This window comes from Azospirillum brasilense, assembly GCF_007827815.1.
GTDB lineage: Bacteria > Pseudomonadota > Alphaproteobacteria > Azospirillales > Azospirillaceae > Azospirillum > Azospirillum brasilense_C.
Genome location: NZ_VITH01000013.1, coordinates 26691 through 49803, shown reverse-complemented (window position 1 = coordinate 49803; position 23113 = coordinate 26691). Strand labels below are relative to the sequence as shown.

The 23113-nt window shown below is 70.5% G+C and carries 23 protein-coding genes; 10 read left to right on the top strand and 13 right to left on the bottom strand.

Annotation, left to right across the window (positions count from 1 at the left end; all coding sequences use genetic code 11):
- Window positions 1-143: 143 nt before the first annotated feature.
- The 3 genes from FBZ83_RS23665 (at window position 144) to FBZ83_RS23655 (ending at window position 3245) form a co-directional block, all read left to right on the top strand.
- Window positions 144-1766 (top strand): L-aspartate oxidase, encoded by a 1623-nt coding sequence (locus tag FBZ83_RS23665; RefSeq protein ID WP_145689175.1) that lies wholly within the window; start codon window positions 144-146, stop codon window positions 1764-1766.
- The gene (nadC, locus tag FBZ83_RS23660) at window positions 1751-2584 is read left to right on the top strand and encodes a carboxylating nicotinate-nucleotide diphosphorylase (RefSeq protein ID WP_145689174.1); all 834 of its coding nucleotides are present in this window, start codon (window positions 1751-1753) and stop codon (window positions 2582-2584) included. Before FBZ83_RS23665 ends, nadC begins: the two co-directional genes overlap by 16 nt.
- Before the next feature lie 85 nt (window positions 2585-2669).
- Window positions 2670-3245 (top strand): class I SAM-dependent methyltransferase, encoded by a 576-nt coding sequence (locus tag FBZ83_RS23655; RefSeq protein ID WP_145689173.1) that lies wholly within the window; start codon window positions 2670-2672, stop codon window positions 3243-3245.
- 76 nt (window positions 3246-3321) lie between these two features.
- Here the strand turns inward: FBZ83_RS23655 and FBZ83_RS31530 are convergent, their stop codons facing one another.
- The 6 genes from FBZ83_RS31530 to uraD form a co-directional block, all read right to left on the bottom strand.
- Window positions 3322-3498 (bottom strand): hypothetical protein, encoded by a 177-nt coding sequence (locus FBZ83_RS31530; protein WP_186466174.1) that lies wholly within the window; start codon window positions 3496-3498, stop codon window positions 3322-3324.
- Window positions 3495-4748, bottom strand: a complete 1254-nt coding sequence (gene glf / locus FBZ83_RS23650) for a UDP-galactopyranose mutase (RefSeq protein ID WP_145689172.1) — start codon at window positions 4746-4748, stop codon at window positions 3495-3497. Before glf ends, FBZ83_RS31530 begins: the two co-directional genes overlap by 4 nt.
- Window positions 4749-4906: 158 nt before the next feature.
- Window positions 4907-5950 carry a GMP reductase gene (locus tag FBZ83_RS23645; RefSeq protein WP_145689171.1) on the bottom strand — a complete coding sequence of 348 codons (1044 nt, stop codon included), beginning with the start codon at window positions 5948-5950 and terminating at the stop codon, window positions 4907-4909.
- A gap of 146 nt (window positions 5951-6096) precedes the next feature.
- Complete coding sequence (locus FBZ83_RS23640) at window positions 6097-7329, bottom strand: M20/M25/M40 family metallo-hydrolase (RefSeq protein WP_145689170.1); 1233 nt, start codon at window positions 7327-7329, stop codon at window positions 6097-6099.
- On the bottom strand, window positions 7326-8582 hold the full coding sequence (locus FBZ83_RS23635; RefSeq protein ID WP_145689169.1) for an allantoate amidohydrolase: 1257 nt from the start codon (window positions 8580-8582) through the stop codon (window positions 7326-7328). The genes FBZ83_RS23640 and FBZ83_RS23635 overlap by 4 nt, the downstream gene beginning before the upstream one ends.
- On the bottom strand, window positions 8579-9088 hold the full coding sequence (gene uraD, locus FBZ83_RS23630; protein WP_247888445.1) for a 2-oxo-4-hydroxy-4-carboxy-5-ureidoimidazoline decarboxylase: 510 nt from the start codon (window positions 9086-9088) through the stop codon (window positions 8579-8581). The genes FBZ83_RS23635 and uraD overlap by 4 nt, the downstream gene beginning before the upstream one ends.
- Window positions 9089-9276: 188 nt before the next feature.
- Here uraD and uraH point away from each other — a divergent pair, with 188 nt between their 5' ends.
- Entirely contained in the window at window positions 9277-9639 is a 363-nt protein-coding gene (gene uraH, locus FBZ83_RS23625) for a hydroxyisourate hydrolase (protein WP_145689167.1), read from the top strand.
- On the opposite strand, the gene FBZ83_RS23620 is transcribed toward uraH, so the two are convergent.
- The gene (locus FBZ83_RS23620; RefSeq protein WP_145689166.1) at window positions 9624-10814 is read right to left on the bottom strand and encodes a urate hydroxylase PuuD; all 1191 of its coding nucleotides are present in this window, start codon (window positions 10812-10814) and stop codon (window positions 9624-9626) included. The genes uraH and FBZ83_RS23620 overlap by 16 nt on opposite strands.
- Before the next feature lie 150 nt (window positions 10815-10964).
- Here FBZ83_RS23620 and FBZ83_RS23615 point away from each other — a divergent pair, with 150 nt between their 5' ends.
- The 4 genes from FBZ83_RS23615 (at window position 10965) to FBZ83_RS23600 (ending at window position 15603) form a co-directional block, all read left to right on the top strand.
- On the top strand, window positions 10965-11900 hold the full coding sequence (locus FBZ83_RS23615; RefSeq protein WP_145689165.1) for a LysR family transcriptional regulator: 936 nt from the start codon (window positions 10965-10967) through the stop codon (window positions 11898-11900).
- 87 nt (window positions 11901-11987) lie between these two features.
- Window positions 11988-13112 carry a LacI family DNA-binding transcriptional regulator gene (locus FBZ83_RS23610; protein WP_145689164.1) on the top strand — a complete coding sequence of 375 codons (1125 nt, stop codon included), beginning with the start codon at window positions 11988-11990 and terminating at the stop codon, window positions 13110-13112.
- 99 nt (window positions 13113-13211) lie between these two features.
- Window positions 13212-15056 (top strand): excinuclease ABC subunit UvrC, encoded by a 1845-nt coding sequence (gene uvrC / locus FBZ83_RS23605; protein WP_145689163.1) that lies wholly within the window; start codon window positions 13212-13214, stop codon window positions 15054-15056.
- A 337-nt stretch (window positions 15057-15393) separates the two neighbouring features.
- On the top strand, window positions 15394-15603 hold the full coding sequence (locus FBZ83_RS23600) for a hypothetical protein (RefSeq protein ID WP_014198000.1): 210 nt from the start codon (window positions 15394-15396) through the stop codon (window positions 15601-15603).
- A gap of 82 nt (window positions 15604-15685) precedes the next feature.
- Here the strand turns inward: FBZ83_RS23600 and FBZ83_RS23595 are convergent, their stop codons facing one another.
- From FBZ83_RS23595 to FBZ83_RS23585, 3 genes are all read right to left on the bottom strand, one after another.
- Window positions 15686-15910: a hypothetical protein gene (locus tag FBZ83_RS23595; protein WP_247888444.1), complete on the bottom strand. Its 225-nt coding sequence runs from the start codon at window positions 15908-15910 to the stop codon at window positions 15686-15688.
- A 59-nt stretch (window positions 15911-15969) separates the two neighbouring features.
- Entirely contained in the window at window positions 15970-16245 is a 276-nt protein-coding gene (locus tag FBZ83_RS23590; RefSeq protein ID WP_145689162.1) for a hypothetical protein, read from the bottom strand.
- Window positions 16246-16413: 168 nt separating this feature from the next.
- On the bottom strand, window positions 16414-16965 hold the full coding sequence (locus FBZ83_RS23585; RefSeq protein WP_145689161.1) for a YcbK family protein: 552 nt from the start codon (window positions 16963-16965) through the stop codon (window positions 16414-16416).
- Between the two features lie 565 nt (window positions 16966-17530).
- Between FBZ83_RS23585 and FBZ83_RS23575 the strand changes: the two genes are divergently transcribed.
- On the top strand, window positions 17531-19372 hold the full coding sequence (locus FBZ83_RS23575; RefSeq protein ID WP_247888443.1) for a hypothetical protein: 1842 nt from the start codon (window positions 17531-17533) through the stop codon (window positions 19370-19372).
- Window positions 19373-19418: 46 nt separating this feature from the next.
- Here FBZ83_RS23575 and FBZ83_RS23570 read toward each other — a convergent pair whose 3' ends face one another.
- Together FBZ83_RS23570 and FBZ83_RS23565 are read right to left on the bottom strand one after the other, a co-directional pair.
- Window positions 19419-19607, bottom strand: a complete 189-nt coding sequence (locus FBZ83_RS23570) for a hypothetical protein (protein ID WP_145689160.1) — start codon at window positions 19605-19607, stop codon at window positions 19419-19421.
- Window positions 19608-19670: 63 nt separating this feature from the next.
- Window positions 19671-19871: a hypothetical protein gene (locus tag FBZ83_RS23565; RefSeq protein WP_145689159.1), complete on the bottom strand. Its 201-nt coding sequence runs from the start codon at window positions 19869-19871 to the stop codon at window positions 19671-19673.
- Between the two features lie 414 nt (window positions 19872-20285).
- On the opposite strand from FBZ83_RS23565, the gene FBZ83_RS23560 reads away from it, so the two are divergent.
- Complete coding sequence (locus tag FBZ83_RS23560; RefSeq protein ID WP_348982517.1) at window positions 20286-22262, top strand: YgiQ family radical SAM protein; 1977 nt, start codon at window positions 20286-20288, stop codon at window positions 22260-22262.
- A gap of 160 nt (window positions 22263-22422) precedes the next feature.
- On the opposite strand, the gene FBZ83_RS23555 is transcribed toward FBZ83_RS23560, so the two are convergent.
- A complete protein-coding gene (locus tag FBZ83_RS23555; RefSeq protein ID WP_145689157.1) occupies window positions 22423-23049 on the bottom strand; it encodes a hypothetical protein in 627 nt (208 codons plus the stop codon).
- Between the last annotated feature and the right edge of the window lie 64 nt (window positions 23050-23113).

Sequence of the window (23113 nt, the reverse complement as noted above, 5' to 3'; positions counted from 1 at the left end):
ATCCCCCTCACCGGCTCTCAGCGGATGCCAGAGGCATCCGCCCGCCGCCGTCAGCGCTGGCCTTTGGCCAGCGCGAAAGGCCCTTCGGGCCACCCTCTCCCCGGAGGGGAGAGGGCTAGATTCTCCATCGAGAGAACCCACCCATGCCCACCCCTTACACGGTCCGCGATTCGGAGGTGGTCGTCATCGGCTCCGGCATGGCCGGGCTGACCGCCGCCCTGCATCTGGCGCCGCGCGCCGTCACGCTGCTGACCAAGACGCCGGACCTGCCGGGCGGCTCCAGCAACCACGCCCAGGGCGGCATCGCCGCCGCCATCGGCCCCGGCGACGGGCCGGAGGCGCACGCCGCCGACACAGTGGCCGCCGGGGCCGGCTTCGTGGACGCGGACCGCGCCCTGCTGCTGACCCGCGAGGGGGCGGAGCGGGTGCGGGCGCTGCTCCGCGCCGGGCTGCCCTTCGACCGCGACGCCGGCGGCGCCCCCCTGCTGGGGCGGGAGGCGGCGCACGGGGCGGCGCGCATCGTCCATGCCGGCGGCGACGCCACCGGGGCGACGCTGGTCGCGGCGCTGGCCGAGCGGGTGCGCTCCACTCCGTCGATCCGGGTGGAGAGCAACGCCTTCGCCGTCGATCTGGCGGTGCGCCACGGGCGGGTCTGCGGCGTGCTGGCCTGCCACGCCGAAGGTTGGGTGTTCCACCGCGCGCCGCGCGTGGTGCTGGCGACCGGCGGGGTCGGTGGGGCCTACGCCCGCACCACCAACCCGCCGGAGGCGACCGGCGACGGGCTGGCGCTGGCTGCGCGGGCCGGGGCTCTGCTCGCCGATGTGGAATTCGTGCAGTTCCACCCCACGGCGCTCGCCGTGGACGCCGACCCCGCCCCGCTGCTGACCGAGGCGCTGCGCGGCGCCGGGGCGCTGCTGCTCGACCGGCGCGGGGTCCGTTTCATGGCGGCGGAACACCCGTTGGCCGAGTTGGCCCCGCGCGACGTGGTGGCCCGCGCCATCGGCGCCCGCGTCGCCGCGGGGGAGCCGGTGCGGCTGGACCTGCGCCCGGCGCTGGCCGCCAGGCCGGACGGCTTCCCCACCGTGCTGGCGCTCTGCGCCGCCCACGGGCTGGACCCCTGGCGGGAGCCGGTGCCGGTCGCCCCGGCGGCGCATTACCACATGGGCGGGGTGGTCACCGATCCCGCCGGGCGGACCAGCCTGGACGGGCTGTGGGCCTGCGGCGAGGTCGCCTGCACCGGCGTCCACGGCGCCAACCGGCTGGCCAGCAATTCCCTGCTGGAGGCGCTGGTGTTCGGTGCGCGGGTGGCCCGCGACGTGGCCGGGCGGGACCTGCCTCCCCTGCCGCCCTTCGCCCTGCCCGACATCCCGGCCGTCGCCGGGGAGATCGGGGCCGGCCTGCTCGACGCCATCACCGACGAATCCCGCCGCACGCTCTACCAGGGCGCCGGGCTGGTGCGCGACGGGGTGGGTCTGTGGACCGCCCGGCGCAAGCTGGACCGGCTCGCCGTGGCGCTCGACGCGCTGTGCGGCGTCGGCCCGGCGGACCTCGCCGCCGTCCGCCGCTGGGGCGAGGCGCGCAACCGCCTGCTGACCGGGCGGCTGATCGTCCACGCCGCGCTCGCCCGCAGCGAAAGCCGCGGGGCGCATTTCCGCACCGACTTCCCGCAGGAAGACCCGGCGGCGCAGCGCCACCGCTTCACCCTCACCGACCTAACCGGGGCCGCCGGCCCCCTGACCGGAGACGCCGCATGCTCCATCCTCTGACCTATGAGCCGATCGTCCGCGCCGCCCTGGCGGAGGACCTCGGGCGGGCCGGCGACATCACCACCGACAGCATCGTCCCGGCGGACGCCGTGGCGACGGCGCGGGTGGCCGCCCGCAGGGACGGGCGCGTCGCCGGGCTGGAGGTCGCCCTGTCCGCCTTCCGCATGCTCGACCCGGCGGCGGAGCTGCGGGTGGAGCATGGCGACGGCGCCGACGTGGCCCCCGGCGCCACCATCGCCACCGTGACGGCCCGCGCCCGCGCCCTGCTGACGGCGGAGCGCACGGCGCTGAACCTGTTGGGCCGCCTGTCCGGCATCGCCACCGCCACCCGCGCGCTGGTGCGTGAGGTCGAGGGGACCCGCGCCCGCATCGTCTGCACCCGCAAGACCACCCCCGGCCTGCGCGTCCTGGAAAAGCACGCGGTGCGGCTGGGCGGCGGCTTCAACCACCGCTTCGGGCTGGACGACGCGGTTCTGGTCAAGGACAACCACATCGCCGTGGCCGGCGGCATCCGCCCGGCGGTCGAGCGCGTCCGCGCCGCCATCGGCCACATGGTGAAAGTGGAGGTCGAGGTGGACACGCTGGCCCAACTGGAGGAGCTGCTGACCCTGCCGGTCGACGTCGTTCTGCTCGACAACATGGACCCGCAGACGCTGCGCCGCGCCGTCGCCATGGTCGACGGCCGCATGGTGACGGAGGCGTCGGGCAACGTCACCCTGTCCACCGTGCGGGCCATCGCCGAAGCGGGCGTCGACATGATCTCGGTCGGCTGGCTGACCCACAGCGCGCCGAATTTGGACGTTGGTTTGGACATGTAGGGTGGGCGTTCCCGATCTGTCGTTTGGGCCGCGGGCGGTGTACGGTCCTGCCGGTGGCAACAACGGCGGACCGAAGGCGCGCAGGATGTCGGACCTCAAGCTCAACCTCGGCTGCGGCGACACGCGGCTTCCCGGCTATGTGAATGTGGACAAGTACGGCACCTTCGGGCCGGACATCCAGGCCGACCTGGAAGCCGTGCCCTGGCCGTTCGAGACGAACAGCGTCGCCGACATCCAGCTCATCCACGCGCTGGAGCATATGGGCCAGACGACCGGGCAGTTCCTGAACATCATGACGGAGATGCACCGCGTCTGCCGGCACGGCGCGCGGATCACCATCAAGGTGCCGCACCCGCGCAGCGACGGCTTCCTCGGCGACCCGACCCATGTCCGGCCGATCACGCCCAACGTGCTGAGCCTGTTCTCGATGGAGGAGAACCGGAAGTTCATCGAGCGCGGCTGGCCGAACACCCGGCTGGCCATGCATCTGAACGTGGATTTCCGCATCCTGTCGGTCGGCTACAAGCTGATGCCGCGCTGGCAACAACGGCTGAAGGCGGGGCAGGCCACCAACCAGGACATCGCCGAGGCCATCGAGAGCCAGAACAACGTGGTCGACGAGATCACCATCGTGCTGGAGGCGGTGAAGGACGCCGCCTGACCCGGCCGCGGCGTCCACACATCCCTCATCTCGCCCTGGCTTCAGGGACGGGATCGAACCTGCGGAGCGGCAGCCGTCACTCCGCCGGGTGGCCCATGAAGTTCCGGTACTGCACGGTGTTGTCCTGGCTCAACCGGACCGAGGGTGCCGCGTAGGTCTGGTCGGCGGTGCGGCCCAGCGTGCCCTCCAGGATCACGCTGGCGCCGATGGCGAGGACGACCGCGGTGGCCAGGGCCATTCCGAACGCTTTCATGAGGCTTCCCTCCTGCTGTGGACCGGCGCGGACGATGGGGAGGCCGGTTGGGCGGTGCCGATCCCGGAAATGCCGCGCGCGCCCTCCGCCACCGCGCCCTCGGCCTTGGCGATGCGGGTGTAGAGCGCCAGCGCCTGCGCCACCACCTGATCCATGTTGTAGTAGCGGTAGGTCGCCAGCCGCCCGACGAAATGGACGTTCGGCGTCGCGTCGGCCAGTTCCTGGTACTTGCGGTAGAGGGCGGCGTTCTCAGCGCGGGGGATCGGGTAGTAGGGGTCGCCCTCCGCCGACGGGTATTCGTAAGTCAGGCTGGTCCGCGGGTTGGTCTGGCCGGTCAGGTGCTTGTATTCGGTGATGCGGGTGTGCGGAACCTCCTCGCCGGGGTAGTTCACCACGGCGACGGGCTGGAACCATTCCTGGTCCACCGTCTCGTGCCGGAAGGTCAGCGAGCGGTAGGGCAGCTTGCCGAAACGGTACTCGAAATACTCGTCCACCGGGCCGGTGAAGATCAGGTTGCGGTAGCGCGCGTCGCGCACCACGTCGCGGAAATCGGCGCCCAGGCGGATGGTGATGTTCGGGTGGTCGAGCATGGTCTCGAACATCCGCGTGTAGCCGTGCAGCGGCATGTTCTGGAAGCTGTCGCCGAAATAGCGGTCGTCGTCGTTGGTCCGCGTCGGCACCCGCGCCGTCACCGCCTTGTCGAGCTGCGACGGGTCGAGGCCCCATTGCTTGCGGGTGTAGCCGCGGAAGAACTTCTCGTACAGCTCCCGCCCGACCGCGCCGACCACCACATCCTCGGACGTGCGGACGTCGGCCACCGGCTCCGCGCGGCTCTTGAGGAACGCCGCCACGCCGGCCTCGTCGAGGTCCAGGCCATACAGTTTGTTGACCGTCGTCCGGTTGATCGGGATGGGGACGAGCTGCCTGTCGACGTGGGCGAGCACCCGGTGCTCGTAGGGGCGCCACTGGGTGAAGCGGGACAGATAGTCCGCCACCGGCTGCGAATTGGTGTGGAAGATGTGCGGGCCGTAGCGATGGATCAGCACGCCCGCGTCGTCGTGATGGTCGTAGGCGTTGCCGCCGATGTGCGGGCGCCGGTCGATCAGCAGCACCCGCTTCCCCAGCCCGGCCGCCAGCCGCTCCGCCAGCACGCTGCCGGCGAAGCCGGCGCCGACGATCAGGTAATCAAAGACCGCCGGTCCGTCCGTCCGCCCCACATACGCCGGAGCAGCCCCATCGAAATCACGCATAAGCTCTGCCTTCCTCGTCCTGCCAAAAGGCGGACAAGGGGAGCACGCCGTCCGGCGCCCCACCCGTCCGCACATCCTGCGAACGGTGGAACCCGCCGGTGGTTCCGGAGGAAGGCGGTGGAGACGGAGGTACCCGGGGCTGGGTACCTCCCGTGGCGTCAGCCCCCGAAGACGGTGTTGAGCTGCGCGCCGACGCGGACGAAGGTGGTCCGCTTCGACACCTCCTTCAGCTTGGTGGCACCGATGTAGGTCATCATGCTGCGCACGCCGCCCATGATCTCCTGCATCGTGCCGTCGATCGCTCCGCGGTAGGGGACCTCCACGGTCTTGCCTTCCGACGCGCGGTAGGAGGCGACGCCGCCCGCGTACTTGTGCATCGCCGTGTCGGACGACATGCCGTAGAAGGTCATCGCCACCGGCACCTTGCGCCCGTCGCGCTCCTCGTAACGGATGTCGCCCTCGCACTCGTCGTGGCCGGCCAGCATCCCGCCGAGCATCACGAAGTCCGCACCGGCGCCGTAGGCCTTGGAGATGTCGCCCGGCACCGTGCAGCCGCCGTCGCCGCAGACCTGCCCCTTCAGCCCATGGGCGGCGTCGGCGCATTCGATGATGGCGGAGAGCTGCGGATAGCCGACGCCGGTCATCTTGCGGGTGGTGCAGACCGACCCCGGCCCGATCCCGACCTTGATGATGTCGGCCCCGGCGAGCACCAGCGCCTCGGTCATGTCGCCGGTCACCACGTTGCCGGCCATGATGACCATGTCCGGGTTCTCCGTCCGCAATCGGCTGATGACGCGCACGAAGCGCTCCGTGTAGCCGTTGGCGACGTCCAGACAGAGCTTGGCCACCGGGGCCTTGGCCTTCACCGCCTGGAACTTGTCGTAGTCGGCCTCGGTCGTGCCCAGCGAATAGAAGACGTTGGCCGTGTCCTCGTCGCGGAAGAAGGGGATCAGCGCGTCGGCCGGGTAGTGCTTGTGCAGCGCGGTCATCGCGCCGAAGCGCGACAGGGCGCGGGCGACGGCCATGGTGCCGACCACGTCCATGTTGGCCGCGATCAGCGGGAAGCCCGTCCATTCCAGCCCGCTGTGGACGAAGCGGAAGGTCCGCTCGATGTCCACGTCGTTGCGGCTTTCCAGGGTGCTGCGCTTCGGGCGGATCAGCACGTCCTTGAAGTCCAGCTTCAGATCGTTCTCGATGATCACCGGCGGGTCGTCCTTGTCGTTCTTATCGTTGTGGAAGCGCCATTGCCCCCACCCCGGCCCTCCCCCGCTGGGCGGGGGAGGGAGATATTCGCGAAGCGGCGGCAGTCCCCTCCCCCGCCCAGCGGGGGAGGGTTAGGGTGGGGGCCTCACCCCTCGCCCAACACCTCCAACAGCGACAGCGCCACAACCTCCGTCGCCTTGAACAGGTCGGACAGCGGCAGGCGCTCGTCGGCGCGGTGGGCGTTGGCCTCCTCGATGGTGTGGGGGCCGGCGCCGAACAGGGCGATGGGCACGCCCGCGTCCGAGTAATGGCGCGCGTCGGTGTAGAGCGGCACGCCCTTGGTTTCCACCGGCTCGCCCATCACGCGGCTGGCCTGGGCGCAGAGGACGGCGGCCAGCCGGTCGGTGCCGGGCAGCGGGGTCAGCGGGCGGGCCAGCAGGATGCGGCGGACCTCGACGCGGGCCGTCGGGAAGGCTGCAGCAGCCGCGGCGATGACCGCGCGCAAGGTCTCCTCCACCGTCTCCGGCGCCTCCTCCGGGATCATGCGGCGGTCGAGGCGCAGGGTCACGCGGTCGGGAACGACGTTGGTGTTGATGCCGCCCTTGATGAGGCCGACCGTCAACTGCGGCGAGCCGATGCCGCCCACCGCCGACACGGTGTCCGCGTAGCCCTTGCGGTGCTCGTAGAGCGCGCCGAGGATCGCGGTGGTCGCCTCCAGCGCGTCGATGCCGGTCATCGGCAGGGCGGCGTGGGCGGATTTTCCGGTGACCTCGACCTCCAGATGCAGGCAGCCATTGTGCGCGGTGACGACGCCGTAGCTGAAGCCCGCGGCGATGGCGAGGTCCGGCTTGGTCAGCCCCTCGTCGAGCAGCCATTTCGGCCCGATCTCGCCGCCCGCCTCCTCGTCGTAGGTCAGGTGCAGCTCCACCGTGCCGCGCGCCAGCCCGGCCTTCTCCAGCGCCAGCAGGGCGTAGGTGTAAGTGACGAAGTCGGACTTCGAGACGGCGACGCCGCGCCCGTACATCCAGCCGTCCACCACCTCCGCCCCGTAGGGGTCGCGGGTCCAGCCCTCGCCCGGCGGCACCACATCGCCGTGGGCGTTCAGCGCCACCGTCGGCCCGTCGCCGAAGCGGCGGCGCACGATCAGGTTGGTGGCGGAAATCATGCCGTTGGCCCGCACCAGATCCGCCGGGACCGGGTGGCGCTCCACCGTCAGCCCCATGGCCTCCAGCAGCGCGGCGGCGCGCTCGGCGTGGGGCGCGCAGTCGCCGGCCGGGTTGTCGGAGGGCACCTTGACCAGTTCGGCCAGGAAGCGGACCTGCGCGTCGCGGGTCTGTTCCAGGAACGCATGGATGGCCTGTTGGGCGGCGTCGGTCATGCTGTCGCGGTCTCGTGCTCGAAGTGGCGGATGATGTCCAGAAGGACGCGCACCGAGAGGTCGGCGTCCTCCGCGGTGATGGATTCGGCGGGGTTGTGGCTGATGCCGCCCTTGCAGCGGACGAACAGCATGCCCATCGGCAGCAGGCCGGCGAAGGCCATGGCGTCGTGCCCGGCGCCGCTGGGCAGCGACAGGGGACGGACGCCGGCGCGGACCACCGCCGCCTCGATCTGCCGCCGGATGCCGGGGGAGCAGGGGGCGGCCGCCGCGTCGTGGGTGGTCTCCACCGTCAGTTCCACGCCGCGGCGGGCGGCAATCGCCTCGAAATCGGCGAGGATGGCGGCGCAGGCGTCGCGCCGCACGGCGTCCTCCGGCGCGCGGACGTCGAGGGTGAAGGCGACTTCGCCGGGGATGACGTTGACGGCGCCCGGCTTCGCCTCGATCCGGCCCACCGTCGCCACCAATCCGGCTTCGGGGGCCTTGGCGTCCGAGGCCGCGGCCACCCGCTCCGCCGCCAGGGTCATCTCGGCGGCGGCGGCCAGCGCGTCGCGGCGCAGCGCCATGGGCACCGTGCCGGCATGGCCGGCCATGCCGCGCAACCGGATGGCGAAGCGCGTGGCGCCGTTGATGGCGGTGACGATGCCGACCGGCAACCCTTCGGCCTCCAGCACCGGCCCCTGCTCGATGTGGACCTCCAGAAAGGCCAGCGCCTCGCCCGGCTTGCGGGCCGCCGTGGCGATGGCCTCCGGGTCGCCGCCGAAGGCGCGCAGCGCGTCGGCCATGCGCACGCCGTCGCGGTCGCGCGTCTCCAGCGCCGCCCGGTCGAAGCGGCCGGCCACGGCGCGGCTGCCGGTCAGGGTCACGGGGAAGCGCACCCCCTCCTCGTCGCCGAAACCCAGCACCTCGATGGCGAAGGGCAGGCGCTCGCCACGCCGGTCCAGCTCCGCCACCGCCGCGACGGCGGCGAGCACGCCCAGATTCCCGTCATACCGGCCGGCGTTGCGCACCGTGTCGATGTGGGAACCGATCAGCAGGGCCGGCGCGCCCGGCACGGTCCCCTCGTAGCGGCCGACCACCGTCCCCGCCGGGTCCAGCCGGGCGTTCATCCCGGCCTTGCCCATCAGCTCCATCAGCCAATCCGCGGCGGCGCGGTGCTGCGGGGTCAGGAACAGGCGGGTCAGCAGCCCCGGCTCCTCCGTGAAGCCGGCGAAGGCGTCCAGCCGCGCCATCAGGTCCGCGCCGAACGTCGTCATGGCTCGATGTCCTTGGGCAGCAAATCCTGGAGACGGAGCCAGGTGATGCGCTCGACCTGGGCCAGCGCCGTGGCGAACTCCTCCTCCGGCCCGTTGGACAGGCGGGTTTCGAAGGCCTCCAGGATGTCGGCGCGGCTGCGGCCCTTGACAGCCAGGATGAAGGGGAAGCCGAAGCGCGCCTTGTAGGCGTCGTTCAACTCGGTGAAGCGGGCGAACTCCTCCGGCGTGCAGCGGTCCAGCCCGGCGCTGGCCTGCTCCGCCGTGCTGTCGGCGGTCAGCTCGCCGCGCAGCGCCAGCCGGCCCGCCAGATCGGGATGGGCGTTCAGCAGCGCCAGCTTCCGGTCATGATCGGCGGCGCGCAGGACGGCGACCATGGCGGCGTGCAAGCCCTCCGCGTCGTCCGGCAGGTTTCCCCCCTGATTGACGGCATCCCAGGTGCCTTCGGCGACCCAGGGCGAATGTTCGAACACGCCGCCGAATCGGGCGACGAAACTTGCACGGTCCATCTCGCTCGGTCGCATCCCGGCCTTCCCTGATCGGTCTCCTGCCCCACAGCATACCCGCAATCGCCGGGGTCCGCTTTTTCGATCCGTTTGAAAGTCTTTTTGCGCAGGCCCCGTCCGGACCGCGCGGCGGTGCGGCATGGGGTGCGGTATAAGGTCTCTTCGCGGCATTCCATGGCGAGGAGAAACCCATGTCCGGAAGCGGGCGCCTGACCACCCATGTTCTCGACACGACGCACGGACGGCCCGGCGCCGGGATCACCGTCACCCTCTACCGCATCGACGGGGACCGGCGGGAGCGGCTGACGCAGACCCGCACCAACGCCGACGGGCGCTGCGACGCGCCGCTTCTGGCCGGGGCCGACCTGACGCCGGGCGTCTATGAACTGGTGTTCGAGGCCGGCGCCTATTTCCGCGCCTCCGGCCTGGAGATCGTCGAACCCGCCTTCCTCGACGTGGTGCCGATCCGCTTCGGCGTCGCCAACGCGGACCAGCATTACCATGTGCCGCTGCTCGTCTCCCCCTACAGCTACTCCACCTACCGGGGAAGCTGATCGGTCCAGGCGGCGAGCAGGCGGCGCTCCTCCGGCGTGATCCCGGTGACGTTGCCGGGGGGCATCGCGTCGGACAGCGCCGCCCAGACGCGGATCTGCGGGGCGTGGCGGCCGATCGCCTCCGCGCTGTCCAGCGTGACGCCGCGCGGCGCCACGCCGATCCCCTCCCACACCGGCTGCGCCGCGTGGCACATGGAGCAGCGGGACAGCACCACCTCCTCCACCTGCGCGAACTCGACCCTGGCCGGTGCTGCGGCGGCGCTCTCGGTCCGCGCGCCGGCGGCGCTCAGGCCCACGATGACGGCGACGCCCGCGGCGGCCACCGCCCAGGTCCACCAGGGCGCCGGCTTGCCGGCGTGGCGGCTGTTGAAGAAGTGGCGGATCACCGCCCCCACCACCAGCACCACCGCCACGATCACCCAGCTGTAGCGCGTGCCGAAGGCCAGCGGGTAGTGGTTGGAGATCATCAGGAAGACGACCGGCAGGGTAAGGTAATTGTTGTGCAGCGACCGCTGCTTGGCCTGCTTGCCCAGCGCCGGGTCGGGCACCTGCCCCGCCTTCATGGCGGCCACCGCCTTGGTCTGGTTGGGGATGATGATGCGGAAGACGTTGGCCGACATCATCGTGCCGATCAGCGCGCCGACATGCAGCATCGCCGCCCGCCCGCTGAAGAGGTGGCTGAGGCCCCAGGCGACCAGCACCAGGAAGACGAAGCCCGCCGCCGCCAGCTTCACGTCGTCCTTGCCGAGCGGCGACTTGCACAGCCGGTCATAGACGTGCCAGCCCAGCCCCAGCGCGCCCAGGCTGAGCAGCACCGCGCCCCACCAGGGGATGTCCAGCACCGCCGGGTCGATCATGTAAAGCGCGGCGCCGTGGTAGTAGAGCACCGACAGCAGGCAGAAGCCGCTGAGCCAGGTGGCGTAGGCTTCCCATTTGAACCAGGTCAGCTTCTCCGGCAGCTCCGGCGGGGCGACCGTGTATTTCATCATGTTGTAGAAGCCGCCGCCGTGGACCTGCCACGCCTCCCCCGCCACGCCGTTGGGCAGGCCGTCGCGCCGCCGCAGGGACAGGTCGAGGTGGATGAAATAGAAGCTCGACCCGATCCAGGCGATGGCTGTGATGACGTGCAGCCAGCGCACCAGAAAATTGACCCACTCCCAGACGATCGGCTCCATGCGTCGCGGCCTCTTCCGTTCGGTGATCCCCACCCTGAACTCTACGGTTGCCGCAGCGCAGCGGGGAAGCGGATGCGTGCGCCAGCACTTTCAAAAAAAACGGAAAGGTGGGAGGATTCCCCATGGCGTGTGGGGAAAGGGCCAAGAAGCGTGGCGCTGCTGGAGAACATGCGGGTGTTCGTGCGGGTGGTGGAACTGGGCAGCCTGTCCGCCGCCGGGCGCAGCCTGCGCCTGTCGCCCGCCGTGGTCAGCCACCGGCTGCAAAGCCTGGAGGAGCATCTGAACGCCCGCCTGCTCAACCGCACCACCCGGCAGGTGCAGTTCACCGAGGCCGGCAAGGTCTTCTTCGAACATTGCCTGGAGGTGCTGGAGGCGGCGGAGCGGGCGGAGAGCAGCGTCGGCGCCATCGGCGGGGCGCCGGTCGGCAGCCTGCGGGTGACGGCGCCGCTGGGCTTCGGGCGGCGCATCCTCGCCCCGATGGTGCCGCGCTTCCACGCCGCCTACCCCCAGGTGGACCTGCGGCTGCGCCTGTCCGACCATCTGCTCGACCTGCTGCGCGAGGCGACCGACGTCGCCATCCGCATGGCGCCGCTGAAGGATTCCAGCTTCGTCGCGCGCAAGATCGCCGACCTGCCGCGGGTGCTCTGCGCCGCGCCGTCCTATCTGGAGCGGCGGGGCGTGCCGGCCCGGCCGGAGGAGCTGCTGTCCCACCACTGCCTGCTGCTGCGCTTTCCCGGATCGCAGCAGTTCCAGTGGACGCTGACCACGCCGCAGGGCCCGATGACCCTGCCGGTGTCCGGCCAGTTCGACGCCGACGACGGCGACGTGCTGACCGGCTGGGCGCTGGCCGGGGAAGGCATCGTGCTGAAACCATTATGGGAAGTCGCCGACCATCTGCGCCGTGGGGATCTGCGCGTCGTCCTGCCGCACTGCCCGCCGGAGCCGGTGACGCTCGCCGTGCTCTACCCCCACCGCAACCTGCTGCCCGCAAAGATCCGCGTCTTCATCGACTTCTTCGCGGAGCAGGCGCGCGCCGCCCTGGCGGAAACGGCGCCGGCCGAGGCGGAACCCCATGCCGCGCCCTGACCGTTCCCGCTTTTCCCCCGCTTTTCCAACGGCGTGCTATGATGCCGCCACGCCGCGCGGCGGGGTTCGCCGCAGGGAAGGACGAGAATGACCGCACAGCCGCCCGCCAAGCCGATCCCGCCGAAGCCCGCCAAACCCATCCGCAAGAAAACCCGCCGCGCCACCCAGCGGCTGACCATGACGGACGTGGCCAACGCCGCCGGCGTGTCGCCCAGCACCGTCTCACTCTATCTGCGCAAGCCGGAGGCGGTGTCGGAGGAGCTGGCGACCCGTGTGCGGACGGTGATCGATCAGCTCGGCTACGTGCCCAATCTGGTGGCGGGCAGCCTCGCCGCGGCGAAGAGCCGGACGGTGGGGGTGATCCTGCCCTCCATCACCAACTCCTTCTTCGCGGAGACCTACAACACGCTGCAAAGCGCCTTCCAGACCGCCCATTACCAGACGCTGCTCGGCGTCAGCGAGTTCGATCCGGAGCGCGAGGAGGAGCTGATCCGCGCCTTCCTCGCCTGGTCGCCCGCCGCGGTGGTGGTCACCGGCCTGCACCACACCGAGCGGACGCGCGCCATGCTGCGCTCCTCCGGTGTGCCGGTGGTGGAGATGTGGGACATCCCCTCCGCCCAGACCCCGGCGGTGGACATGACGGTCGGCTTTTCCCACTTCGAGGTCGGGCGCCGGCAGGCAAGCCACCTTTACGACCAGGGCAGCCGCAAGGTTGCCTACATCGGCGCCGCCGTGCACCAGGACATGCGCGTGCGCAGCCGCACTGACGGCTATGAGGACGAGGTGCGCCGCCGCGGCCTGCACGAGCCGATCGCCTTCACCGCCCCCGACACCGCCTCGACCCCCGTCGGCATCTGGCTGATCGACGAGGTGTTCGCGCTGCATCCGGACATCGACGGGGTGGTCTGCTCCAACGACGCCATGGCGCTGGGCGTGCTGTTCGAGGCGAACCGGCGCGGGCTGAGCGTGCCCGACGATCTGGCGGTGATCGGCTTCGGCGACCTGACCTTCAGCGCCGCCTGCCTGCCGCCGCTGTCCACCGTCCGCCCACCGCAGCGCGAGATCGGCGAACTGGCCGCCGGCCAGATCCTGGCCCGGCTGAACGGCACCACGGTGGCCCAGCCGCACCACGGGCTGGATTGCGAGCTGGTCGTCCGCGACAGCACCCGCCCGGACGCCGATGCGGGCGTGGAGCGGCAGACGGCGGAATGAGTTTATCCCGGAAGGACAGGGCCGACGATTGTCCCTTGTCCACGGTTCGTTCCCCTGCTTCCTTCCGGCCCATCGTGGTTAACACACCGGAATAGGGCGATGGATGGAGTCGCGGTGATCCGCGCCACCCTGCCGACGCTGCCGGACACGCCCGGCGTCTATCGGATGATCGGGGCGGACGGGCGCATCCTGTATGTCGGCAAGGCGAAGAACTTGAAACGCCGGGTGGCCAGCTACACCCGGACGGACGGGCTGCCCAACCGCACCCGCCGCATGGTGGCGCTGACCCGCTCCATGGAGTTCGTCACCACCCACACCGAGGCGGAGGCCCTCCTGCTGGAGGCGAACCTGATCCGCCGCCTGCTGCCGCCCTTCAACGTGCTGGTGAAAGACGACCGCTCCTTCTCCTACATCGCGCTCGGCGAGGGTCACGAATTTCCACGCCTGATGCACCATCGCGGCAGCGCCGACCGGCATGGGAAGAAGCGCGACCTGTTCGGCCCCTACGCCTCCCCTGCCCTGGTCGGCATGACCATCGGGGCGTTGCAGCGCGCCTTCCTGCTGCGCAACTGCGACGACGCCACCTTCACCGCGCGCACGCGGCCCTGCCTTCAGCACCAGATCAAGCGCTGTTCCGCCCCCTGCGTCGGCCGCGTCACGGCGGAGGACTACGCCGCCCAGATGCAGGGCGTGCGCGACGTGCTGACCGGGCGCAGCGCCGCCGTCCAGGCGGAGTTCGCCCGCCACATGATGGACTGCTCCGACCGGCTGGCCTACGAGGACGCCGCCCGCTGGCGCGACCGCATCCGCGCCCTGACCGCCCTGCAGAGCCGCCAGGACATCAATCTGGAAGGCGTGCTGGAGGACGCCGACGTGCTGGCCGTCCATGCCGAGGGCGGGACCGCCTGCGTCCAGGCCTTCTTCTTCCGCGGCGGGCGCAACCAGGGCACCCGCGCCTTCTTTCCCCGGCATGACGGGGAGGACGAGCCCGCCGCGATCCTCGCCGCCTTCGCCGCGCAGCTCTACGAAGGCGCGCCGCCGCCCCGCCACCTGCTGCTCAGCCACGCCATCGCAGAGCGCGCCCTGCTCGCCGAGGCGCTGACGCTGGCCGCCGGGCGGCGGGTCGAGGTGGAGGTGCCCCAGCGCGGCCCGAAGCGCCGCGTCGTCGAGCACGCCCTGACCAACGCCCGTGAGGCGCACGGGCGGCGCATGGCCGAACGCTCCGCCCAGGGCAAGCTGCTGGCCGGGGTGGCGCGCGTCTTCGGCCTGCCCAGAACTCCGGCCCGTATCGAGATCTACGACAACTCGCACATCCAGGGCGCCTTTCCGGTCGGCGCCATGGTGGTCGCCGGGCCGGAGGGCATCCAGCGCAACGCCGGGCGCCGCTTCCACATCAAGGACCCCGCCGCGGCCGGCGACGATTACGCGATGCTGCGCGAGGTGCTGACTCGCCGCTTCGGGCGCGCCCTGCGCGAGGACCCGCAGCGCAGCGGCGGCCAGTGGCCCGATCTGGTGCTGATCGACGGCGGTCTCGGCCAGCTGAACACCGCCCGCGCGGTTCTCGACGGGCTGGGCATCGAGGGGGTTCCGCTGGCCGCCATCGCCAAGGGACCGGACCGCGACGCCGGGCGCGAGCGCTTCTTCCTGCCGGACCGCGAGCCCTTCCGGCTGGAGCCCAACGACCCGGTCCTCTACTTCCTGCAACGGCTGCGCGACGAGGCCCACCGGACGGCCATCGACGCCCACCGCACCCGCCGCCTGAAGGCGATGGACCACACCCGCATCGACGGCATCCCCGGCGTCGGCCCGTCGCGCAAGAAGGCCCTGCTGCATCATTTCGGCAGTTCCACCGCGGTGGCCTCGGCCGGGCTGAAGGATCTGGAGGCCACCCCCGGCATCAGCGCCGCGCTGGCCCGGCGGGTGTTCGAGCATTTTCATGGGTAGTTTTCATGGGTAAGTTGATGCCCCCTCCCTAACCCTCCCCCGCTCTCGGCGGACCAAAGGTCCGCCTGCCGCGTCAGCGCAAACCTCTGGTTTGCGCGAGAGCTTCGCAGGGGAGGGGACAAACCTCCCTCTCCTGCGAAGCGGGGGAGGGAAGGGGCCCGCGGCAAAGCCGTGGGAAGGGTGGGGGACAAAGTGCCGCGCGAATTATTCCAAGGACACCGATGCAGCCGCCGCTCATCAGTCCTGCGTTTGCGCGGTTTTTGGTTAGTGCTTCCTTAACCCGGCGGGATCATGGTCCGCCCACCGCAAACAGAGCATATGCACAAGGCGCCTGACCATGGGCCAGAAGACCATCAAGTTCTCCGACAAGAACGGTTACCGCGACGTCGAACTGGACAGCCTGCCGCGCAACGTGCGCGCCGCCGTCACCGACATGGCCGCGAAGAACCCCGTCGCCAGCATCATCGTCGACCAGACAGGCATGCTGTACCGCATTCACCTGACCGAGCCGGCGAACGTCTATCTGGACGTGCTCTCGGTCGCCTGAGCCACAGCACATCTTATATGGAAACGGCGGCGCACCCGGTGCGCCGCCGTTTCCATTTCAGCGTGTCGTCACGAGCGTTCCGTCACTCCGGCAGGACGGTAAGGGTCTGGTCCAAAGCCGCGCGCGGAACCGTCGAGCCGAAACCGGACAGGATCGCGCGGGCGTGCCCCGGTGCCAGACCGGTCATCCGGGCCAGATCGCCGGCGTCCAGCCCCTGCTGTTCGGCGGCGTGGCGGATGCGGGTGATGGCGTCGCGTTTCTCCGTACGGTCCATGGCGCTGCTCCGTTTGCGGACGTGGTGGTTCATGCGGTCCTCCTGTGCCGATCCTCCCGGGCCAATGGGGGAAAGCGGGGCTCTGCGGCTCCTCAGTGCGGGCGGCCTTCCAGGCGGCGCAGGGCGCGGTCGAGCGTGCTCACGGGCATCATGAACACGGTGCCGCCCAGAACCGCCCGGACATCCTCGATGTCCAGGCCAGTGGCGGCCGCCACGCCCCGCTCGTCCAGGCCGCGGTCCTCGGCGATCACGGCGATCCAGCCCGCCAGCGTGCGGGCCTGGGCCATCCGGGCCGGATCGGTGAGCGGGTGACGGCGCGCCGACAAGCTGCGGCCCCGGGGGTCCGCAAGGTCGGTTGGGGTTAGCATGGGCTCCTCCCAAAGAGCGTTGGCCTAATCGTAGGGCCTTCTTTTTCGGGCTATGGTGCGCTTCCTCCGTCCTGCGCACAATCCATCCATCGGCGTAATGCCCTTCGCCCGATGCCCCCCTGGCAAAAGGTTCTGCGACGAAAAGTCCCGATTCCGCCCCGCTGTTCCTCAGGCCCCAACCCAGCGCCGCGTCGGCCCGGTGTCGACATGGACGAAGTTCCGCTTGGCGTAGCAACCGGCCCCGCCGTCACCGAAGGAGAGGGCGCAGCGGTAGAGGTCCACGGCGCGCCGACCCTGCAAACGCAGGTCGACCGCCCGCCCTTGCAGATGCAGGCTGCCCGACGCCGCCCCCTTCACGCGGCGGTTGGTTTCCTTGGAGCGGAAGGCCGACAGCACCTCGAATGGATGCTGGCTGTCCAACTTTTCCTGCATTTCCGACATCCGGTTCAGCAGGGCGAGGTCGATGCGGTGACAGTCGTCGCTGCGATGGTCGCGCAGAACCCAGTCGATGCGGGCCATCGCCTCCGCGATCGGGCGTCCCTCCGCCCAATAGACGCCGTCGAAGCTTTCTCCCGTCAGACAATTGTAGATCCGCAGCGTGCGCTCCGGCGCCGGCTCCCACGCCGCGGCGCTGCGGCTGTTGCAGACGCCGACCGCGACGGCAGCCCCCAGCCCGAAGATGCCGCGGCGCGTCAGCGCGGCGGCGGCGGACTGGGCCATCCGGGATTTTGGAGACGACGCTTGAGGGTGGGAAGCGGGAGAGCGAAGGGACGAAGCGTTCAGGGACGGCAAAAAAGACGAAGACAGAAAAGGCATGGAACCACCGGTGCGTTGCGTTACCGAAGCCGTGAACAGGGGAAACCGGAAAATGTCGGCACGCGCTGATGACGGCGGGGGACGCGCGTCGGTGAGCCAGGCGTGCCGTGGGAACGGGAAGGGCCTTCAGCCATCGTTCGGACCCTTCCCTGTCGAGTCCCCTGTCCGGCGGCGGGTAACCCGGACAATGGCCCGACCGTTCCGCCGCGGCGGGTAGCATACGGTAGTTTACGCCCCGTTCGGCGGGGGTGGTCCCCGCCGCCTTCGGCCGGGCCGCCTCCACCTTCGGATGAACGCCCCACCCCAACGAACAGAGATCGGAGCGGACTTCGGGAATAGCGCCCGGCCTAAAAGCACAGGGCTGATGGACATCAATTTTTCCCGATGAAAGAATGCCGGCAACACATCGACCCACCCCTTTTGAGAAAGATCGCACGTCGTCTGTCTCAACGTTCGGGAGATGTCACGAATGACCGAGGAAACGCCGCCCGCGCAGGGGTGGGCATTGGATGATCGTGCCGTCAGGACTCAGCTTGAGCGGATTTTGGCGAGCGACCATTTCGACGCGTCGGAGCGCAACCGCCGCTTCCTGCGCTATGTGGTCGAAGAGTGCCTGGACGGACGGGCGCAGCAGATCAAGGCCTACTGCATCGCCGTCAGCGTCTTCAACCGCGAGCCGAGCTTCGACCCGCAATCCGACCCCATCGTGCGGCTGGAGGCCGGGCGGCTGCGCCGCAGCCTGGAGCATTACTATCTGACCGCCGGCCGCGACGACCCGATCCGCATCGTCGTGCCGAAGGGCGGCTACGCCCCCCGCTTCGAGCGGATGAGCGAAGAACCGCCCGCCGCCCTGCCCGCCCCCCGCGCCGTGCCGGCCGGGGACCCGCCCCGGCGCGCCATGTCTCCGCGCCTCGCCGGGCTGGCCGCCGTGGTGCTGATCGCGGTCGCGCTGGCCGGCCTGCTGGTCGGCCGGACCCTCGCCACACCCACCGAGCTGGAGGAGGCGCTGGCGCTCGGCCCCCACCCGATCATGGCCGGCGTGGAGCCTCGGGACAGCGAGCCCGTGGCACCCGCGCCCACACCCGCATCGGTACCCCCGTCGGCGCTCCCGTCGGCGCTCCCGTCGGCAAGGGACACCACGTCCCTGACCCTCGTCGTCGGTCCCTTCCGAACCACCGGGCAGTCGGCGGAGGACGCCGCCCTCGCCGCCATGCTGACCGACGAGATCGCTGGCGGCCTCGCCAACCGGACCGACCTGCCGGTGCGGATCGATCCGCCACCGACCGCTGCCCCGCCCCATCACGGACTTCGCCTGTCCGGCAGCCTTCAGGGTCACGACGCGGCGGTGCGTCTGGTCGTGCATCTCACCGACCTCGCCACCGGGACGGTGCTGTGGTCCACCAGCCTGGACCACCCGTCCGGACCGCAGGGCGTGCCGATGCCGCAGGCCTTGGCGGCCGGCATCATCGAGCCGATGACCGCTCCGCAAGGCCCTCTGCTGCCCGCCGTCACCGCGCGCCTGCGCGCCAAACCGGCCGCCAGCCTGTCGCCGCGCGAGTGCGCCGCCCTCGCCACCGGACGGCACGAGACCCAGCCGGCCGAGCGGAGCGCCTTGAGCGGCTGCCTGACCTCCGCGGCCAGCGCTCTCGCGACCAGCGCCGGCGAGGCGGCCCGCTTCTGGTCGGCGCTGTCCCTTCTGCAATCGGACGCCTATCGGGTGGACCGGAACGAGGCCGCCCTGAATGACGCGCTGGCCGCCGCCCTGCGCGCCACCGAACTGGAGCCGGCCGGTCTGCGCCCGCTGACGGCGCTCTACACCGCCTACTGCCTGCGCGGTCAATACGGCCCCTGCTTCGCCGCCGGGCACCGCGCCCTTCAGGCGTCGCCCGGAAACGCCCATGTGCTGGGCGACCTCGGCCTGTGGCATGTCGAAGCCGGACAATCCGCGAAAGGCCTGCCCCTGCTCGAACAGGCCATGGAGCGCGACCCGGCGCAGCGGGAACGGCTCCTGCCCGCCTACAGCCTCGCCCTCCAGCGCCACGGCCACCCGGACAGCACCAAGCTGGAGTTCGAGGTGACCGCCGCCGCGCCTGCCCAGGCCGCCCTGGCCGTCGCCTATGTGGAGATGGGCCGGATGGACGAGGCCAAGGCGGCGGCGACACGGGCCCTGGCGGCGGACCCCGATTTCGCCCGCCGGGCGGCGCGGGAGCAGCGCATCCAGCCGCTGCCCCCGACGCTGGACGCGGCCATCCGCAGCAGCTATGCCATGGTCGGACTGGCCGCGCCCGCGGGTGAGAGCGTCACCCGGTAGCTCTCATACGACGTCGTATGATGAAACCGACGACGCCGACGACGCGTCAGCCGGTGCCCGGCTGGACGGACCCGTCATCCTCTTCGGCCCGACGCCGCAGCTCGTCGGACGTGGTTCCGGCGGGAACGGCGTCCTGGAGCGTCCCGTCGCCGGGCGTCTTGGTCTTGTCATCCAACGGGGCATCCTTCCCGGCCCCCGCCTCGGGCGGGTTGTCCGGTGTCTTCTCATCAGCCATGGCGAACCTCCGTTTTGTTGTGCTTCCAACGAACAACGCCCGTGGTGCCCGTGGGGGTCCCATTCACGGCTGGGGTGCGCTGTCCGGAGAGTCGTCCGTGCCCGGCGCCCTCTCCTTTGGCGCCTTATCCTTTCTGGTTTCGGCACCCGGCCCTTCGATGTTCTGGAAGCCCATCTTTTCCTCGTCGATGTCGGGGTCGGCGCGGGTGTTCTTGATGTCGAGCGGCTCGTCGCGCTGGTCGCCGTAACGCTTGTCGGTGCTCATGAACAATTCCTATCCGTGAGTGAGGCTTGCATCTCCGCCCTTCCCAACAGGGTGCCGGAACACCTGTTGCGGCCCCTCTTTCCCGTGGCCCCTTGCCGATGGAGGCCCGGCTGCACACATCACGGCGTCATAATCGCGTATAAAGTTGACCCGGACGGTCAGGCAATCCTTGACCGCGCCGCGGCACTTCCGTAGGGACTCGCGCGGTGGACCATGCCGGACATTGCCGGTATGAAACCGGCACCCGACCATCAAGCACCCCGCCCCGGCCGCGCGTCCCGCGCACCGGCGGCCCGAACGGAGAGCGTCATGCTCAACGAAGCCACGCCCACCGTCGCCGTTCCGGCGGCGCGGGACATCTTCTCCCTCCCCCGGCACCGGACGGAGGCCCGGCGGCCGGCGCCCTTCCTGCCGATGACGCGGGCGGAGATGGACCGGCTGGGCTGGGATTCCTGCGACATCGTTGTGGTGACGGGCGACGCCTATGTCGACCACCCCAGCTTCGGCATGGCGATCATCGGGCGGCTGCTGGAGGCGCAGGGCTTCCGCGTCGGCATCATCGCCCAGCCGGATTGGAGCAGCGCGGAGCCGTTCAAGGCGCTGGGCAAGCCGAACCTGTTCTTCGGGGTGACCGGCGGCAACATGGACTCGATGGTGAACCACTACACCTCGGACCGCCGCCTGCGTCACAACGACAGCTACACTGCCAACGACGAGGGCGGCAAGCGGCCCGACCGCGCGGTGATCGTCTACAGCCAGCGCTGCCGCGAGGCCTACAAGGACGTGCCCATCGTGCTCGGCGGCATCGAGGCGAGCCTCCGCCGCATCGCCCAGTACGACCATTGGAGCGAGAAGGTCCGCCGCTCCGTCCTCGTGGATTCCAAGGCGGACATCCTGTGCTACGGCAACGCCGAGCGCGCGATCATCGACGTCGCCCACCGCATCGCCGCCGGGGAGAAGGCGCGGGAGATCGACGACGTCCGCGGCACCTCCATCGTCCGCAGCCGCGTGCCGGACGGCTGGACCGTCATCGACAGCAGCAGCATCGACGAGCTGACCCCCGCCGCTCCCCGCGCCGCCGGGGCCGACCGCACGGTGGTGCGCCTGCCCTCCTTCGAGCAGGTCAGCGCCGACAAGGTGCTCTACGCCCACGCCTCGCGCGTGCTGCACCAGGAGAGCAACCCCGGCAACGCCCGCGCGCTGGTGCAGCGGCACGGCGACCGCGAGGTCTGGCTGACCACCCCGCCGATCCCGCTGACCACGGCGGAGATGGACGGGGTCTACGGCCTGCCCTACGCCCGCGCGCCCCACCCGGCCTACGGCGACGCGCGCATCCCGGCCTGGGAGATGATCCGCTTCTCGGTGAACATCATGCGCGGCTGCTTCGGCGGCTGTTCCTTCTGCTCGATCACCGAGCATGAGGGGCGCATCATCCAGAGCCGGTCTGAGGGCTCGATCCTCAAGGAGATCGAGGAGATCCGCGACAAGGTGAAGGGCTTTACCGGGGTCATCTCCGACATGGGTGGGCCGACCGCCAACATGTACCGCATGGCCTGCAAGGACCCGGAGATCGAGAAGGTCTGCCGCCGCCCGTCCTGCGTCTTCCCGGACATCTGCAAGAACCTGAACACCGACCACAGCGACCTGATCCAGCTCTACCGCAAGGCGCGCGCCATCCCCGGCGTGAAGAAGATCAACATCGCCTCGGGCCTGCGCTACGACCTCGCCGTCCGCAGCCCGGAATATGTGAAGGAGTTGGTGACCCACCATGTCGGCGGTTATCTGAAGATCGCTCCGGAGCACACCGAGCCCGGCCCGCTGTCCAAGATGATGAAGCCGGGCATCGGCACCTACGACCGCTTCAAGGAGATGTTTGAGAAGGCGGCCAAGGCGGCGGGCAAGAAGCTCTACCTGATCCCCTACTTCATCGCCGCCCACCCCGGCACCAGCGACGAGGACATGATGAACCTCGCCCTGTGGCTGAAGCGGAACGGCTTCAAGGCCGATCAGGTGCAGACCTATCTGCCCTCGCCCATGGCGCTCGCCACGGCGATGTACCACAGCGACCGCAACCCGCTGCGCCCGATCCGCCGCGAGGGCTCGGAGACGGTGTTCTCGGCCAAGGGGCTGAAGCAGCGCCGCCTGCACAAGGCCTTCCTGCGCTACCACGACCCGGAGAACTGGCCGGTGCTGCGCGACGCGCTGAAGGCGATGGGCCGCAGCGACCTGATCGGGCCGGGCGAGCACCAGCTCGTTCCGGCCTGGCAGACGACGGGGGGCGTGGGAAAGACGGACAAGCCGAAGCCGGGCAAGACCTTCTACACCCAGCAAGCGGGCAAGGGCCGCCGCGCGCCGGCCAAGGCCGGCAAGCCGATGGGACGGGTAAGGTAGCCAGTCACTCCCTCTCCCGCCCCGGGAGAGGGAAGGGGCCCACGCGTCAGCGTGGGAAGGGTGAGGGTACCGGCAAGGATCAGCGCCTCGATTCTCGCACGACCCTCACCCGCCCGCTTTCGCGGGCACCCTCTCCCGGGGCGGGAGAGGGGATAGGGGCTCAGCAGCCGTTGAGGGCCTTGATGCGCTCGATCAGCGCCAGCCCGTCGCGCTCGGCCAGCGCGACCTCGGCGGCGCCGTCGCAGGCGCGGCCGCTCACATGGACATAGTGGTAGCGCACGCGCACGGCATCCCGTCCGGCGGCCTCCGCGGCCAGCAGGCGGATGGGGACGCTCATGTTGCCGTAGAAGCGGTTCATCGACGCGATGTCGTAGGCCCCGCTGCCCCGCTTTTCGGGAATGACGTAGGTGTTGGCCCGCGCGGCGTCCGCCTGCCCCAAGGCGTCATAGAAGGCGCGCACCGCCGCGACCCGGTCGGTCGGTTGGGGGCGGTGCGTCGGCGGAGTGAATTGGGCCGGGTCAGCGCTCGGGGCCGCCTGCGGGATGGGCGCAGGGTTGGCCGCGGGCTGACCCGGCCGGACCACCGCGGTTGCCGGCGCCGGCTGCGGTGGAACGAGGCTCGACGGGGGAGAAGACGGCTCCACCGCTGGAGAAGGACTGGGCTGCGGCACGAGCCGCAGGGGGCCTTGGGTGGCCGCCTGGGAGGCCGTCTGCGCCGTGGCCACACCGGCCAGCAGGCATGAGCCCACCGCCGCCGCGAGTCCCAGACGCCTCACACGGTTGCCCATCGCACTCTCCTGTCGAAAAGCGTCAAATCCATAGCAAATCCCCGTTTGCCGGAGGATTGTCCGG